General features: G+C 75.0%; 15 protein-coding genes. 7 read left to right on the forward strand and 8 right to left on the reverse strand.

Going from position 1 to position 14,675, the window contains the following annotated elements; all coding sequences use genetic code 11:
* Positions 1-44 precede the first annotated feature (44 nt).
* Entirely contained in the window at positions 45-1,199 is a 1,155-nt protein-coding gene (locus ABD353_RS11965) for a cytochrome P450 family protein (RefSeq protein WP_344623552.1), read from the reverse strand.
* 151 nt (positions 1,200-1,350) lie between these two features.
* Entirely contained in the window at positions 1,351-1,995 is a 645-nt protein-coding gene (locus ABD353_RS11970) for a dihydrofolate reductase family protein (protein WP_344623507.1), read from the reverse strand.
* 196 nt (positions 1,996-2,191) lie between these two features.
* On the opposite strand from ABD353_RS11970, the gene ABD353_RS11975 reads away from it, so the two are divergent.
* A complete protein-coding gene (locus tag ABD353_RS11975) occupies positions 2,192-2,467 on the forward strand; it encodes a hypothetical protein (RefSeq protein ID WP_344623508.1) in 276 nt (91 codons plus the stop codon).
* Positions 2,468-2,493: 26 nt separating this feature from the next.
* Here ABD353_RS11975 and ABD353_RS11980 read toward each other — a convergent pair whose 3' ends face one another.
* Complete coding sequence (locus ABD353_RS11980; protein ID WP_344623509.1) at positions 2,494-3,405, reverse strand: arginase family protein; 912 nt, start codon at positions 3,403-3,405, stop codon at positions 2,494-2,496.
* 111 nt (positions 3,406-3,516) lie between these two features.
* Positions 3,517-4,932, reverse strand: coding sequence for a LuxR C-terminal-related transcriptional regulator (locus ABD353_RS11985; protein ID WP_344623510.1), 1,416 nt, complete (start codon positions 4,930-4,932; stop codon positions 3,517-3,519).
* A 117-nt stretch (positions 4,933-5,049) separates the two neighbouring features.
* Between ABD353_RS11985 and ABD353_RS11990 the strand changes: the two genes are divergently transcribed.
* Positions 5,050-6,444, forward strand: a complete 1,395-nt coding sequence (locus ABD353_RS11990; protein ID WP_344623511.1) for a cell division protein PerM — start codon at positions 5,050-5,052, stop codon at positions 6,442-6,444.
* 232 nt (positions 6,445-6,676) lie between these two features.
* Here ABD353_RS11990 and ABD353_RS11995 read toward each other — a convergent pair whose 3' ends face one another.
* Positions 6,677-7,345: a hypothetical protein gene (locus ABD353_RS11995; protein ID WP_344623512.1), complete on the reverse strand. Its 669-nt coding sequence runs from the start codon at positions 7,343-7,345 to the stop codon at positions 6,677-6,679.
* A gap of 536 nt (positions 7,346-7,881) precedes the next feature.
* Between ABD353_RS11995 and purN the strand changes: the two genes are divergently transcribed.
* Positions 7,882-8,541, forward strand: coding sequence for a phosphoribosylglycinamide formyltransferase (gene purN / locus ABD353_RS12000; protein WP_344623513.1), 660 nt, complete (start codon positions 7,882-7,884; stop codon positions 8,539-8,541).
* Positions 8,538-10,118, forward strand: coding sequence for a bifunctional phosphoribosylaminoimidazolecarboxamide formyltransferase/IMP cyclohydrolase (gene purH, locus ABD353_RS12005; RefSeq protein WP_344623514.1), 1,581 nt, complete (start codon positions 8,538-8,540; stop codon positions 10,116-10,118). Before purN ends, purH begins: the two co-directional genes overlap by 4 nt.
* 73 nt (positions 10,119-10,191) lie before the next feature.
* Here purH and ABD353_RS12010 read toward each other — a convergent pair whose 3' ends face one another.
* The 3 genes from ABD353_RS12010 to ABD353_RS12020 all read right to left on the reverse strand — a co-directional run bounded on the left by ABD353_RS12010 (position 10,192) and on the right by ABD353_RS12020 (position 11,845).
* Entirely contained in the window at positions 10,192-10,863 is a 672-nt protein-coding gene (locus ABD353_RS12010) for an RDD family protein (protein WP_344623515.1), read from the reverse strand.
* A gap of 143 nt (positions 10,864-11,006) precedes the next feature.
* Entirely contained in the window at positions 11,007-11,441 is a 435-nt protein-coding gene (locus tag ABD353_RS12015; protein WP_344623516.1) for a DUF2752 domain-containing protein, read from the reverse strand.
* Positions 11,438-11,845: a hypothetical protein gene (locus ABD353_RS12020; protein ID WP_344623517.1), complete on the reverse strand. Its 408-nt coding sequence runs from the start codon at positions 11,843-11,845 to the stop codon at positions 11,438-11,440. The genes ABD353_RS12015 and ABD353_RS12020 overlap by 4 nt, the downstream gene beginning before the upstream one ends.
* Before the next feature lie 316 nt (positions 11,846-12,161).
* On the opposite strand from ABD353_RS12020, the gene ABD353_RS12025 reads away from it, so the two are divergent.
* The 3 genes from ABD353_RS12025 to ABD353_RS12035 all read left to right on the forward strand — a co-directional run bounded on the left by ABD353_RS12025 (position 12,162) and on the right by ABD353_RS12035 (position 14,647).
* Complete coding sequence (locus ABD353_RS12025) at positions 12,162-13,016, forward strand: bifunctional methylenetetrahydrofolate dehydrogenase/methenyltetrahydrofolate cyclohydrolase (protein ID WP_344623518.1); 855 nt, start codon at positions 12,162-12,164, stop codon at positions 13,014-13,016.
* 4 nt (positions 13,017-13,020) lie between these two features.
* Complete coding sequence (locus ABD353_RS12030; protein WP_344623519.1) at positions 13,021-13,434, forward strand: DUF3017 domain-containing protein; 414 nt, start codon at positions 13,021-13,023, stop codon at positions 13,432-13,434.
* Positions 13,435-13,654: 220 nt separating this feature from the next.
* The gene (locus ABD353_RS12035; RefSeq protein WP_344623520.1) at positions 13,655-14,647 is read left to right on the forward strand and encodes a malate dehydrogenase; all 993 of its coding nucleotides are present in this window, start codon (positions 13,655-13,657) and stop codon (positions 14,645-14,647) included.
* Positions 14,648-14,675 lie beyond the last annotated feature (28 nt).

Genomic DNA, 14,675 nt, shown 5'->3' on the forward strand with positions numbered 1-14,675 from the left:
CGCGGACGATCCGCGCCGGCCCCGGCCGTCTGCCTCCTCGGTGCTCAGAACCGCACCGGCAGCTCCAGCATGCCGCGGGCCCGCAGCGAGGGACGGTGCCGCAGCTCCGACTCCGGCACGTCCAGGGCGAGTTCGGGGAAGCGGCGCAGCAGGGCGGTCAGCGCGACCGAGGTCTCCAGGCGGGCGAGCGGGGCACCCAGGCAGTAGTGGATGCCGTGGCCGAGGGCGAGGTGGCCGGTCTCCCGCCGGTGCACGTCGAGCCGGTCCGGTTCCGGGAACTGCTCCGGGTCGCGGTTGGCCGAGGCGAGGACGCACAGCACCGTCTCCCCCGCCGGGACGGTGACGCCGCCGATGACGACGTCCTCCCGCGGGAAGCGGCGGATCGCCAGCGGCGCCGGCCCGTCGTAGCGGGCGAACTCCTCCACGGCGGCCGGGACGAGGCTCTCGTCGGCGCGCAGCGCGGCCAGTTGGTCGGGGTGGCGCAGCAGGGCGAGGACGGCGTTGCCGATCAGGTGGACGGTGTTCTCGTACCCGGCGAAGAGGATCAGGAAGGCGAGCGAGGTGAGTTCGTCCTCGCCGAGCCGGTCCCCCTCGTCGCGGACGGCGATCAGGTCGGAGAGCAGGTCGTCGCCGGGTTCGGCGCGCTTGCGGTCGATCAGCGCGGTGAAGAAGGCGAGCATCGCGGCGACGGCCGCCCGGGCGTCCTGCGGGCGGGCCGGGTCGGGGGTGACCAGGGCGTCCGTCCAGGCCCGGAAGTCGTGGCGGTCCTCGGTGGGCACGCCGAGCAGGTCGCAGATCACGGTGATCGGCAGGGGTGCGGCGTAGGCGGTGATGAGGTCGGCCCGGCCGTGCGGGGCCATCGCGTCGAGCAGGGCGTCGGCGACCTGCTCGACCGGTCCGCGCAGTGCGGCGATCCGCCGCGGGGTGAACGCCTGGGAGACGAGCCGCCGGATCCGGGTGTGGTCCGGCGGGTCCATGTTGAGCAGGTTGGCGTCCAGGGCGGGCGGCAGGGCGAAGCCGCGGTAGTTGCCGGGCGCGGCGTGCTGCTTGTCCAGGGCGAGCCGGGGGTCGGCGAGCGCCCGGCGCACGTCCGCGTACCGGGTGACCAGCCAGACGGGCAGCCCGTCCGGGCCGGTGATCCGGTGCACGGGGCCGGCCGCCCGCAGTCGGGCGTACCCGGCGTACGGGTCGGCGATCAGCGCGGCGGCCGGGTCGGCGGAAGAACCGGCGGAGGGTTCGGCGGCAGGGTCGGTGGAAGGGCGGGCGGAGGGGCGGGCGGAGTGTGCAAGGTCCGGTGCGGTCACCCGGTCAGCCTAGAGGGCGCCCCGTGCGCCGATCGGTGACACCCGGTCAGGCGCGGTTGAACGTCACATGGGTGACCCCGCTGGGGCTCGCCACCGTCTCGATGCGGAAGCGCTCCTCGATCCCTTCGAGCCCGTCCCAGAGGCGCTCGCCGCGGCCGAGCAGGATCGGCACCACGACGACGTGCAGGTGGTCGACCAGGTCCTCGGCGAGGAAGGCCCGCACGGTGCTCGGCCCGCCGCCGAGCCGGACGTCGAGGCCGCCCGCGGCCTCCTTGGCCTGCTTCAGCACCTCCTGCGGCGACCCGTCCACGAAGTGGAAGGTGGTGCCGCCCTTCATCTCCACCGAGGGGCGGGGGTGGTGGGTCATCACGAAGACCGGCGTGTGGAACGGCGGCTCCTCGCCCCACCAGCCGTTCCAGTCGTGGTCCTCCCAGGGGCCGCGCTGCGGGCCGAACTTGTTCCGCCCCATGATCTCGGCGCCGATCCCGTCGGCCCAGGTCGCGGCCATGGCGTCGTCCACGCCGAAGTCGCCGCCGTCCTTGCCCTGCATGGACCGGAACGCCCTGGTGTTGAAGAACCAGCCGTGCAGCCGGTGGCCGGCGTGGCCGAACGGCGCGTCGAGGGTCTGCCCCTCTCCGGTGCCGAAACCGTCGAGCGAGACCGAGAAGTTGTGGACCCGTACCAGCGACACGCGAGGACCTCCGGCGATCGGCACTCCGGCGCGGCCCGGCCGCGCCCGTTCCGACCGAATCTATCCCCGGGGTACGACAGATCCGCGGAGCACCGGACGGCGGGGCGCGGCGCGACCGGCGCGCGACGCCAACGGGTACCTCGGGCGCGGCGCGGGCCGGGATGCGGTGCTGGGCCGAACGGGGCAAGGTCGAGGCATGACCGATGTCCTCGTACTCCTCGAACTGGAACCCTCCACGGAGGTCCTGGACAGCGGCGAGGTCGACGTCGGCGCGCGCATCCGCTGGGTCCATGCCGCCCCCGCCGACCCGCAGGACCCGGAGCGGCCCGCCGCCGCCACGTTCTGCGGCCTGCCCACCGGCGACCTCGAACCCGAGCCCTACCGTCGCGCCGCCCCCGGCGACAGCTGGTACCCGCCGTCCCAGACCACCCGCCACTGCCTCGACTGCGACCGGGCCCTCACCGCGGGCTGACCGCCGGAGGGCACCGGGACCGCCCGCTACTCCGGTGCTCCCGCGAGGGCCCGGACCAGGCCGTCGGTGAGGGTCCGCACCAGGCTGCCGTCCTGGTCGCGGAGGGGGTTGATCTCCGTGACGACCACGGCGGCCAGCTGCGGGGCGCGGGCGAACTCGGCGAGGCAGTCCAGTGCGACGGCCAGCGGCAGGCCCTGGTTGAAGTGCGGGAAGTCCGCCAGCGGCAGCTCGGTCGAGTCGATCACGTCGACGTCGAAGTGCAGCAGCAGGTGCGCGTACCGCTCGGCGAGGTCGCTGCGGACGGCGCGGGCCGCGGCGACGGGGTCGGCCCCGGGGGCGGTCAGCCCGGTGCACGGATGGGTCCGCAGGCCGTACCGGGCGAGCCGTTCCCGCTCGGCCGCGTTCACCTCCACGGGGTCGTGGCCGAAGGCGGTGACGGCGTCGGCGGTCAGCAGCGGGGTCCGCGGTCCGAGGCCGGCGAGCTCGGGGGCGCCCTCGCCGAGCAGATGGGCGAGGACCATGGTGTCGAGGACGCCGGAGACGGTGCTGTCGGGCACCGACAGGTCCACGTCGCCGTCGAAGTAGATCAGGCCGGTGTCGGGCCGCCGCGCGACCAGGGCGGCGGTGACGCCGAGGGTGATGGTGCAGTCCCCGCCGATCACCAGCGGTAGCGCGCCGCCGTCGAGCAGGGCGCCGACCCGGTCGGCGACGGACCGGGCGACGTCGGTGACCAGGGCGAGGTTCTGCCGGTTGCGGTGCTCCGGGTCGGTGCGGAAGGGCACCGCCGGCAGGTCGCCGTGGTCCCGGACGGCGAGACCCGCGCTGCGCAGCCCCTCGACCAGCCCGGCCGCCCGGACGGCGGCGGGCGCCTTCTCCTGACCGGGTCCGTGCGTCCCTGCGCAGGACGGCACTCCCAGCAGCGCGATCTCACGCGGCACGGCATGGCCCCTCTCCGGTTCGCCGGCCGGGGACGGGAACCCGGCCGCGCCTGCGGCGAGCGTAGGCGCGGCCGCGGGGCCCGGCGGCCTCCCACGCCCGGGACGGACCGGTCAGTCCTCCGTGCAGAGCAGCATGCCCCGGCCGACCTCGTGCGCGGCCACACCGGTCAGCAGCAGACCCACGGCCTCGTCCGCTCCCCCGTCCCCGGCGAAGCAGCGGCGGAACCGCTCGACGCCCGCGATCGTGACCGCCACCGGCCGCCGCCCGCCCGTCCGTCCTTCTGCCTGCCCGTCCGGGCCGGGCAGCAGGGCCCGGTCCGGGACGGCCGTCCCGGCGGCGAGCCGGCCCGGCGAGGGCACCCGCGGCGACGGGCAGGCCCGCACCGCCGCCTCGAACAGCAGCGCGCCGAGCGCCGGGCCGAAGCCCGGCGCCGACGGGTCGGCACCGACCACCTCCGGCACCGTCCGGGACAGCTCCTCGCGCGCCGCCAGGACCCGCCCCGCGGCCGCCGCCGTGCTGGACTCCACCTCCTCCGCCACCGCCGCCACCGGCAGGCCCACCGCGTCGTGCAGCACCACCGCCCGGCGCTGCGGCCGGGTCAGCCGGTGCATCGCGGTGAGCAGCGCCCGGTCCCGGGCGGTCGGACGGTTCTCGTCCGGCCGGCGGCGGGCCCGCTCACCCTTCACCTTGATCCTCCGGTGCGGCAGGTGGCGCCTGCCCGCACGACGGGGACCGCCCCGCCGCCACGGCGACAGCGCCGACTCGAACGCCGCCGCCCGGACCCAGCCCTCCGGGTCCGGCAGCTCCGCCACCTCGTCCCACCGCAGCGCCGCCGCCCCCAGGGCGATCCGCACACTGCGGGCCGCCCGGTGCGGCGACCCGGTGACCAGGAACGTCTGCTGCACCAGCCGGGCGTGCACGGCCGCACTGAACGCGGCGAACTCCGGCCGGCGACGGGGCGGCGCCCCGGCCAGCGGCGGACGGGAGAGCGGAGCGGACGGCTGCTCCTGAGGGCGGGCCTGCGGCGGCTCGGGCTCCTCGGGCGGTCGGGGCCCGTCCGGAGTCCGCGGGGGCTCCTCCGGCGTCGGCGGCGGCGAGGGTTCGACCGCGGCCCCGGCCGGCACCGGGCCGGGCTCGGCGGGCCCGGTCGGCATGGTCGGCCCGGTCGCCCCGGGGGTTTTGGGGGGTGCCGCAGGGGTGGGTTCGGCGGTGGGCCCGGGCGTCCCCAACAGGGCGGCCAGGCGGGCGGCCTCGGCGCGCGAGCCGACCCCCAGCTTCCGCATCGCCCGGTTGAGGTGCTTGCGGACGGTCGCGGGGGCGATGCCGAGCGCGGCGGCGACGGCCCGGTCGTCGTCCCCTGCCGCCGTCCGGGCGAAGACCTGCGCCTCACGCGGGGTCAGCCGCTGCAGCAGCCGTGCGACGTCCTTCCGCGCCCGGTCCGACGGGGCCGCGGCGGGCGTCCGGGCAGCGGTGGTCGGGCCGGTGGGGTCGTCCCCGGCCCGGTCGGCCTTCGAAGGTGCGGTCACCGCGGCTCCCCGCGGCGGCTGCAGAGTCGAATAAGGCACATAAGCAAATAATCCGGGACACGGCGAAGGTTTGCCGCTTCACGGGGCGCAACGGGTGATCTTGGGAGCATGTGGCCCATGACGCAGTTGATGGGCCGTCCGATCCTGGGCCTGCCCGACGATCTGGGCTCCCGCTCCCCGTTCGCCGACCTGCTCGTCGGCGCCCGAACGGCCCTCCTCGCCCTCTCCGTGATCGCCGTCCCCGTCCTCGGTCTCTGGGTGCTCACCCCGTACGGCGACGTCACCGCCCGCGGCGCCCTCCGGCTCGCCTGCGCCCTCTGGCTGCTCGGCCACGGGGCACCGCTCACCCGCGGTCCGGGCGGTGCACCCTTCACCCTCACCCCGCTGCTGCTCACCGCCGTCAGCACCGGCCTGCTCCGCCGCGCGGGGGCCAGGGCGGGGGCACGCGCCCCGCACGGCACGGGAGCCTGGCGGGCCGCCCTGCCGCTGGGCATCGGATACCTCGCGGTGGCCGCGCTGGCCGTCGCCGAGTGCAGCGGCAGCGAAGCCGTCCTGGCCGCCGACCCGGTCACCGACCTCCCCGTCGTCGCGGCCGTCACCGCCGCCGGACTCGCCTGGGGAGTCCTGGCCGGCCACGGCCACCCGCAGCCGGGCCTGCCGGCCTTCCTGCCGGCCGTGCTCACCGACCGGCTCCGCTCCTGGGCGGCCGCGGGCTGGGCGCCGCCGCGGGACGCCACCGCCGCCCTGCGTCGCACCGCGGGCAGCTGGCTGCTCGGCCTGCTCGCCGCCGGGGGACTCCTGCTCACCACCGCCGTCGCCCTCGGCACCGCGGGCAGCACCGCCGCCGGCCTCGCGGACGGCCCCGCGGGCGTCCTCGGACTCCTCCTCGCCTGCACCCTGCTGCTGCCGAACGCCGTGCTCTGGGCCGCCGCCTACGCGCTGGGGCCGGGCTTCGCCGTCGGCACCGGCACCACCGTCTCACCGGTGGCCACCCACCTGGGCGCGGTGCCCGAGTTCCCGCTCTTCGCGCTTCTCCCGACCGACGGCCCCGGCGCCGCCGGTCAGGCCGTCCTGGCGGTCATGCCCCTGCTCGCGGGCGTCGTGCCCGCCCTGCTGCTCGGACGGGCCGCCGCAGGCCGGGGCACCACCCGCCCCTGGCACCCGGCCGGTACCGCGCTGGTCGCATTCGCCGCCGTGCTCACGGTCTCGGCCGCCGCCGCCGTGGCCGCGTGGTCCGCCGGAGGCGCACTCGGGGCCGGACGGATGGCCGCCCTGGGCCCCGTCCCCTGGCAGGCCGCCCTGACCGCCGCGGGCTGGTCCGCCGCCGTCGTGCCGCCCGGAGCCCTGCTCGCCCGCTGGCTGCTCACCCGCACGGCCGACCGGGCCCTCCCGCCGACCCCGGCGATGGCCCGCCTCACCGCCTGGTCCACCGCCGCCCGCTGCCCCCGCCTGCGCCGCACCCTCCACGACGCCGTCACCCGCCTCGCCACCCTCCACCTCGACGACACCTGACGGGTAACCCGAATTAAGGGGCGCGGGGAACTGCGCACCCCGAGATCGGCGCATCCCACGCTGCAGGGAACCCGAAAACAGGGGCGCGGGGAACTGCGCCCCTCGGGACGGGCCTACCTAGCGGGTCCGGCTGAAGCACGCAGCAGGGGCGCGGGGAACTGCGCATCCCACGCCGCGGGCAACCCGAAAACAGGGCGCGCGAACCGCACCCCCGCCCCGAGGGCACCCGGCGTCAGCGGCTGCCGGGGTTGGTCAGCTGGGTGATGACGTCCGGGGCGAGGTTGTTGCAGCTCTGCGCCGCCTCGTTGGTCAGGGCGTCGTTCACGCAGGTCACGTAGTCGTGGTAGTAGAGCTGGACGCCGAAGACGGACAGCGTGAAGATCAGGGCGACACCGCCCGTCAGCAGTCCGCCGAGCGCGGCGGGCACCTGCGGCCGGGTGGGCTGCGGCTGGGCGGAGCCGCCGACCCGGGCGGTGCCGAGGGCGTGCGGGTTGCCGCCGGCCGCGGCGTGCGGGGCGGGGGAGGCGGCCGACGCCGGACGCTCGGCCCGCAGCGCGCTGATCCCCCAGTACAGCGCCAGTGCACCGAGCAGCAGCGCGAGGTACCGCATGCCGGTGATCGCGCAGAACAGGCCGGCCATGCCGGCGCTCAGCGCGTAGCGGGCGCGCCGCTGCACCGGGTCGGTCGGGTCGAAGCGGGGCTGCTGCGGCTCGGACCATCCGCCGCGGTAGCCCGGGCTCCACGGGTGCGGCGGCGGCACCCGGTCGTCGTCCCGGTCGCCGTCCTCCGGCCGCTCGGTCGGGGGCTGCTGCGGAGCGCGCGGCTGCCACGGCCGGTCGGGGGCATCCGCCGGCGGCGGCGCGAACGGGTTGCGCTCGCCGGTGTCGTCTCCGCTGCTCATGGTGTCGGCCATTCCTTCTCGTCCGGGGGGCGTCGGGCCGCTCCGGGAGCGGCCCGCGCCTCCAATGATCCCGCAGGGCGGTACGGGCTCGGCGCCGCCCTGCCGGGTGGGCCCGCGGGCCGTGCCGGGCCCTGCCGTCCGCCGCACCGCCCGCCCCGCAGCACCGCCTCCGACACCGCCGTCCCGCCCGCGGCGACCGAGCCCCTTCTACCCGCTCGCACACCTCCCACCCACCCGCACGCCACCCACCCGAGCCCGCCGGCGTGCCCGCGGACCGCCGGTCCGTGTCCGGCTGCGGCACCGTACGGCGAGATCCGTATCTCAACTACGCGCGTAGCGTGGTCTGCTGGTGACGGAACGCCTTCGACCAGCCGTTATCGTGGTGACGGTCAGCAGTCCACAGCGGTTCCCCCGGGCCCCCGCAGCGCAGCGGAGACGCCCCGGCGGTGCCGTCCGGCTCGACCTGCCGCCGCCCGTAGTGGCCCCACCGACGGTGGACGTACCAGCGGGCGACACGACGTACGGAGATTCGCGCAGTGGCCGCCGCTTCCGCCCAAGTCTTTCCGCCGCGCACGCCCGGACCGGCCCGTCTGGTGGTCCTGGTCTCGGGTTCCGGCACCAATCTCCAGGCGCTGATCGACGCGGCGCAGGACCCGGCCTACGGCGCGGTGATCCTCGCCGTCGGGGCGGACCGCACCGACATCGCCGGCCTGAAGCGGGCCGAGGCCGCCGGCATCCCGACCTTCGTCCACCGGATCGTCGACCACGCCGACCGGGCCGCATGGGACGCCGCGTTGACCGCCTCGGTCGCCGGGTACGAGCCCGACCTGGTGGTGACCGCGGGCTTCATGAAGATCCTCGGTCCGGAGTTCATCGGCGCCTTCGCCGGCCGGATCGTCAACACCCACCCCGCCCTGCTGCCGGCCTTCCCCGGCGCGCACGGCGTGCCGGACGCCCTCGCCTACGGCGTGAAGGTCACCGGCTGCACCGTCCACCTGGTCGACGCCGGCGTGGACACCGGGCCGATCATCGCGCAGGGCGTCGTGGAGGTCCTCGACGCCGACCACGCCGATGGCGGCGAAGCGCTGCACGAGCGCATCAAGACTGTCGAGCGCACGCTGCTCGTCGAGGTCGTGGGCCGGCTGGCCCGCGAAGGCCACCGCATCGAAGACCGAAAGGTATGGATTCCGGCATGAGCGCCGCCCACAGCACGCCCCCCGTCTCCGAGGACGTACGCCCGATCCGCCGTGCGCTGATCAGCGTCTACGACAAGACCGGACTGGAGGAGCTGGCCCAGGGGCTGCACGCCGCCGGGGTCGCGATCGTGTCCACCGGCTCCACCGCGGGCCGGATCGCCGCTGCGGGCGTCCCGGTCACCGAGGTCTCCGAGCTGACCGGCTTCCCCGAGTGCCTGGACGGCCGGGTCAAGACCCTGCACCCGCGGGTGCACGCCGGCGTCCTCGCGGACCTCCGCCTGGAGTCGCACCGCGCGCAGCTCGCCGAGCTGGGTGTCGAGCCGTTCGACCTGGTCGTGGTGAACCTCTACCCGTTCACCGCCACCGTCGCCTCCGGCGCCACCCCGGACGAGTGCGTCGAGCAGATCGACATCGGCGGTCCGTCGATGGTCCGCGCCGCGGCCAAGAACCACCCCTCGGTCGCCGTGGTCGTCGACCCGGCCCGCTACGACGACGTGCTCGGCGCGGTCAAGGGCGGCGGCTTCGACCTGCTGACCCGCAAGCGCCTGGCGGCCGCCGCCTTCGCGCACACCGCCGCGTACGACGTGGCCGTGGCCTCCTGGTTCGAGGAGTCCGGCTACACGGAGTCGGAGGAGTCCTTCCCGGCCTTCCTCGGCGCCACCTGGGAGCGCCAGAACGTCCTGCGCTACGGCGAGAACCCGCACCAGCAGGCGGCGCTCTACACCGACGGCACCGGCGGCCTGGCGGGCGCCGAGCAGCTGCACGGCAAGGAGATGTCCTACAACAACTACATGGACACCGACGCCGCGCGCCGCGCCGCGTACGACCACGCCGAGCCGGCCGTCGCGATCATCAAGCACGCCAACCCGTGCGGCATCGCGGTCGGCGCGGACGTCGCCGAGGCCCACCGCAAGGCGCACGAGTGCGACCCGGTCTCCGCGTACGGCGGCGTCATCGCGGTGAACCGCCCGGTCACCGTCGAGCTGGCCGAGCAGATCGCCCCGATCTTCACCGAGGTCGTCGTCGCCCCCGGTTACGAGGACGGCGCCCTGGAGGTGCTGACCAAGAAGAAGAACCTGCGCGTGCTGCGCGCCCCCGAGGCGCCCGCCGACGCGCTGGAGGTCCGCCGGATCAGCGGCGGCGCGCTGCTGCAGCAGGTCGACCGGGTGGACGCGGCCGGCGACGACCCGTCGACCTGGACGCTGGCCACCGGCGAGGCGCTCTCCGAGGCCGAGCTCGCCGAGCTCGCCTTCGCCTGGCGGGCCTGCCGGGCCGTCAAGTCCAACGCGATCCTGCTCGCCAAGGGCGGCGCCTCGGTCGGCGTCGGCATGGGCCAGGTCAACCGGGTGGACTCCTGCAAGCTCGCGGTCGAGCGGGCCGGTGAGCGCGCGCAGGGCTCCTACGCCGCCTCGGACGCCTTCTTCCCGTTCGCGGACGGCCTGGAGATCCTGGCCGCCGCCGGTGTGAAGGCCGTGGTGCAGCCCGGCGGTTCGATCCGCGACGAAGAGGTGGTCGCCGCCGCCGCGAAGGCCGGCGTCACGATGTACCTGACCGGCACCCGGCACTTCTTCCACTGATCCGCAACGCCGAAGGCCCCCACACTCCTCGGAGTGCGGGGGCCTTCGGCGTTGCGGTCGGCGGGAGGGCCGATCACTGGGACTTGACGACCACCGAGCTCATGATCTTGTCGGCGAAGGTCTGCTTCTTGGCGTCCCACAGCGGCCACAGGTAGCCGAGGCAGCAGATGCCGTCGACGGCGTGGCAGATCTTGCGGACGAAGGCCATGCCGAAGCCCAGCGGCTGGCCGTCGGCCTCGCGCAGGACGCGGATGTTGACCATCTTCTTGCCCGGGGTCTGGCCGGTGGTGCCCTCGCGGTGGATCAGCCACAGGCCGCCCGCGATCGCCAGCAGCCAGCCGATGGCCATGATGGCCATGCCGGCGCCGGAGACGCCGCCGCCGGTGCAGCTGTAGGCGTAGGTGGTCGGGTCGGTGGTGCACTCCGCCTTGGAGATGCCGACCGCGGCACCGATGCCGTAGAAGATGCCGGCGGGCACGCCGACGATCAGGTAGTCGACGATGTACGCCGCCACCCGCGAACCCCAGCCCGCGTAGAACTGCTGCACCTGGGCCGCGTTGCCGTACGGGCCCGGCTGCGGCGGGATGCCGTAGCCGCCGGGGGCGCCGTAGCCGGGGGCCGGCGGCGGGGCCTGCTGCGGGTAGCCGTAGCCGGGGGCCGGCGGCGGGGCCTGCTGCGGGTAGCCGTAGCCCGGCGCGGGCGGCTGCTGGCTGTACGGGTTGTTCGGGTCGGGCGGGTAGCTCATCGAATGCCTCCGGGCAGGAAGGAGTGTGGACGGAACTGCAGGAAAACCCTGGGGACGGACGGGCAGTTGAGGCACCGACCGGATGGGACACTAGCGGAGGGACCTGACATCGGGAGGTCAATGCCCGTCAGGTCCCGCGGACTTCAGGGACGCGAGATGCCGAGTCGGTTCAGCTGCCACGTCCAGGCCAGCAGTAAGGCGGTGCCGATCACCGCGTTGCGCCGCTTGTTCGACAGCTCCCACCACCAGCGTCCCGGGCCGAGCGGTGCGAGCAGCAGCGCGAGCGCGGCCACCACGGTGACCGGGTTGGCGGCCAGCGCGGCCGCCCAGTTGCCGTGTCCGGCCTCGATGAAGACGGTGGTGCTGCCGCAGGCCGGGCAGGGGATGCCGGTGAAGCGGCGCAGCAGGCAGAGCACGCCGGGGTCGTGGGCGTCGTGCAGCTGGGCCACCGCGACCGCGGCGACCGCACCGCCGGCTCCGCGCAGCAGCACCCGCATCAGCCCGCCCGACACCGTGCCGGCGGTCCGCCGCCAACGGGTCGTCAGCGCACCTGCGGACGAGGGCACGGCGACGGTCACGGCTGGACGCTGAAGTAGAAGACCACGATCGCGATGGAGATCAGCACCGCGAGGACGTTCAGCACGATCCCGCCGATGGCCGCGTTGCGGCCGACGCCCGTCTGGTTCGACTTGTTCAGGCCGGCGATGCCGACGCCGAGGCCGATCAGGCCGAGGAAGCCGCCGTAGAAGCAGGACGTCAGGATGGCGACGAATCCCAGCACCACGGACGCGGTGGCCGGCGAGTTCGCCTGGACGACCACGGGGCCGGCAGGGGCGTACGGCTGGGGCTGCTGCGGGTAGCCGTAGCCGGGCTGGGGCTGGGGCTGCTGGTACTGCGGTGCGCCGTACCCGGGCGTGCCGTAGGGCTGCTGCTGCGGCTGGCCGTAGCCGCCGTAAGGATCCGGCTGGTACGGATTGCTCACTGTGGTCTTCCCCCGACGATCGTCCCCCGTGGTCCCCGATGGCCTGTCACCAGGACGCGGGCAGCAGAGATTGCTCGGGCCATCGTGGTCGTTACCACGGCGCGCTGTCCAGCCGCGACCGCCCCGCGGACGCAACTGTGGCGCAACCGCAACCGGGCCGCGCACGCCCTGCCCGCCTTTGCGGCGGTTCGTTCCGGGGGCGCGCCGGCCGGGCCGCCCGGGGCACCGGGGCGGCGCGCACACCGCGGGCCGCGCCCCCGGGCGGCGGCCCGGCCCGCGGCGCGTCCGCCTCCGCCGATCCGGGACAATGGGGGCCATGACTGCCCAGATTCTCGATGGCAAGGCCACCGCCGCCGCGATCAAGTCCGAACTCGCCGTCCGCGTGGCGGCCCTCAAGGAGCGGGGCGTCGTCCCCGGCCTCGGCACCGTCCTGGTCGGCGACGACCCGGGCAGCCGCTGGTACGTCAACGGCAAGCACAAGGACTGCGCCGAGGTCGGCATCGCCTCCATCCAGCGCGAACTGCCCGCCACCGCCACCCAGCAGGACGTCGAGGACGTCGTCCGCGAGCTCAACGCCGACCCGGCCTGCACCGGCTACATCGTGCAGCTGCCGCTGCCCAAGGGCCTCGACCAGAACACCGTCCTGGAGCTGATGGACCCGGACAAGGACGCCGACGGCCTGCACCCGACCTCGCTCGGCCGCCTCGCCCTCGGCATCCAGGGCCCGCTGCCGTGCACCCCGCTCGGCATCGTCGAGCTGCTCCGCCGCCACCAGGTCGAGATCGACGGCGCCGAGGTGGTCGTGATCGGCCGCGGCGTGACCGTCGGCCGCTCCATCGGCCTGCTGCTGACCCGCCGCAGCGAGAACGCCACCGTCACCCTCTGCCACACCGGCACCCGGGACCTCGCCTACCACCTGCGCAAGGCCGACATCGTGATCGCCGCCGCCGGTGTGCCGCACCTGGTCAAGCCGGCCGACGTCAAGCCCGGCGCGGCCGTCCTCGACGTCGGCGTCAGCCGCAGCGAGGGCAAGATCGTCGGCGACGTGCACCCCGGCGTGGCCGAGGTCGCGGGCTGGATCTCCCCGAACCCGGGCGGCGTCGGCCCGATGACCCGCGCCATGCTGCTCAACAACATCGTCGAGGCGGCCGAGCGCCGCGCCGACGGCTGAGCCGATGGCCGTCGTGCGCGCCCCCCGCACCGGGCGCCGTCCGCTGAAAACCACCGGCACCCTGCCGCCGGAGGGCTCGGCCGCGGCGCTCGGGCGCGGCCACTCGCTGCCGGTGCGGCAGTGGCCGATAACGCTCTGCCTCGCGGTGGCCGGGCTCGGACTCGCCGTCATCTGGTTCGCCGATTTCAAGATCGGCCTGCTGATCGTCGGCCTGGCCCTGCTGCTGGGCGCCGCCCTGCGCGCCGCCCTGCCCGAGGTCGGCATGCTCGCGGTGCGCAGCCGCTTCACCGACGTCGGCGTGCTGACCTTCCTCGGCGGCGTGATCGTGCTGCTCACCCTGGTCGCGCAGCCCGATCCGTGGCTGCACCTCTCGTGGCTGGACGACATCGGGCGGCTGGTCGGCCGGCCCCGGCACTGACCCGGCGGGGGCGCGGGGCGGTCGCGGGACGGGCGGCCCCGCGCCCCGCGCCGACGGCGTGGCGCGCGCTGTGTGACGCAACAGCCACGCCCGGCGAGGCGGCATACGCTTGCCTTTGCGATAACCTGACGCAGGTCTCTCGACGTCGAGAGATCATCCTCGGCTCCAGTGCGCCGACGACGTGCCTGGGGCACCTGGCGATTTGCTGGAGAAGGTAGAAATGACTCGCACCCCCGTCAACGTCACCGTTACCGGAGCGGCCGGCCAGATCGGCTACGCCCTGCTCTTCCGCATCGCCTCGGGCCACCTGCTCGGTGCCGACGTCCCGGTGAACCTCCGCCTCCTGGAGATCCCGCAGGGCCTGAAGGCCGCCGAGGGTGTCGCGATGGAGCTCGACGACTGCGCCTTCCCGCTGCTGCGCGACATCACCATCACCGACCAGGCCGCCACCGCCTTCGACGGCGCCAACGTCGCCCTGCTGGTCGGCGCCCGCCCGCGCACCGCCGGCATGGAGCGCGGCGACCTGCTGCAGGCCAACGGCGGCATCTTCGGCCCCCAGGGCAAGGCCATCAACGACCACGCCGCGGACGACATCAAGGTCCTGGTCGTCGGCAACCCGGCCAACACCAACGCCCTGATCGCCCAGCGCAACGCCCCGGACGTCCCGGCCGAGCGCTTCACCGCGATGACCCGCCTCGACCACAACCGCGCCGTCGCCCAGCTCGCCAAGAAGGCCGGCGTCACCGTCGAGGACGTCAAGAAGGTCACCATCTGGGGCAACCACTCCGCCACCCAGTACCCCGACGTCTTCCACGCCGAGATCGCCGGCAAGTCCGCCTTCGAGGCCACCGGCTCCGACCAGGCCTGGGTCCAGGACTTCTTCATCCCGAAGGTCGCCAAGCGCGGCGCCGAGATCATCGAGGTCCGCGGCGCGTCCTCGGCCGCCTCGGCCGCCAACGCCGCCATCGACCACGTGTACACCTGGGTCAACGGCACCCCGGCCGGCGACTGGACCTCCATGGGCATCGTCTCCGACGGTTCCTACGGCGTGCCGGAGGGCCTGATCTCCTCCTTCCCGGTCACCACCGAGAACGGCACCTTCACGATCGTCCAGGGCCTGGAGCTCTCCGAGTTCGACCGCGCCCGCATCGACGCCTCCGTCAACGAGCTGGCCGAGGAGCGCGACGCGGTGCAGGAGCTCGGCCTCATCTGAGCCCCGCGGCCGACGCGGCCCGCACAGG

The organism is Kitasatospora arboriphila (assembly GCF_039528095.1).
Classification (GTDB): Bacteria; Actinomycetota; Actinomycetes; order Streptomycetales; family Streptomycetaceae; genus Kitasatospora; species Kitasatospora arboriphila.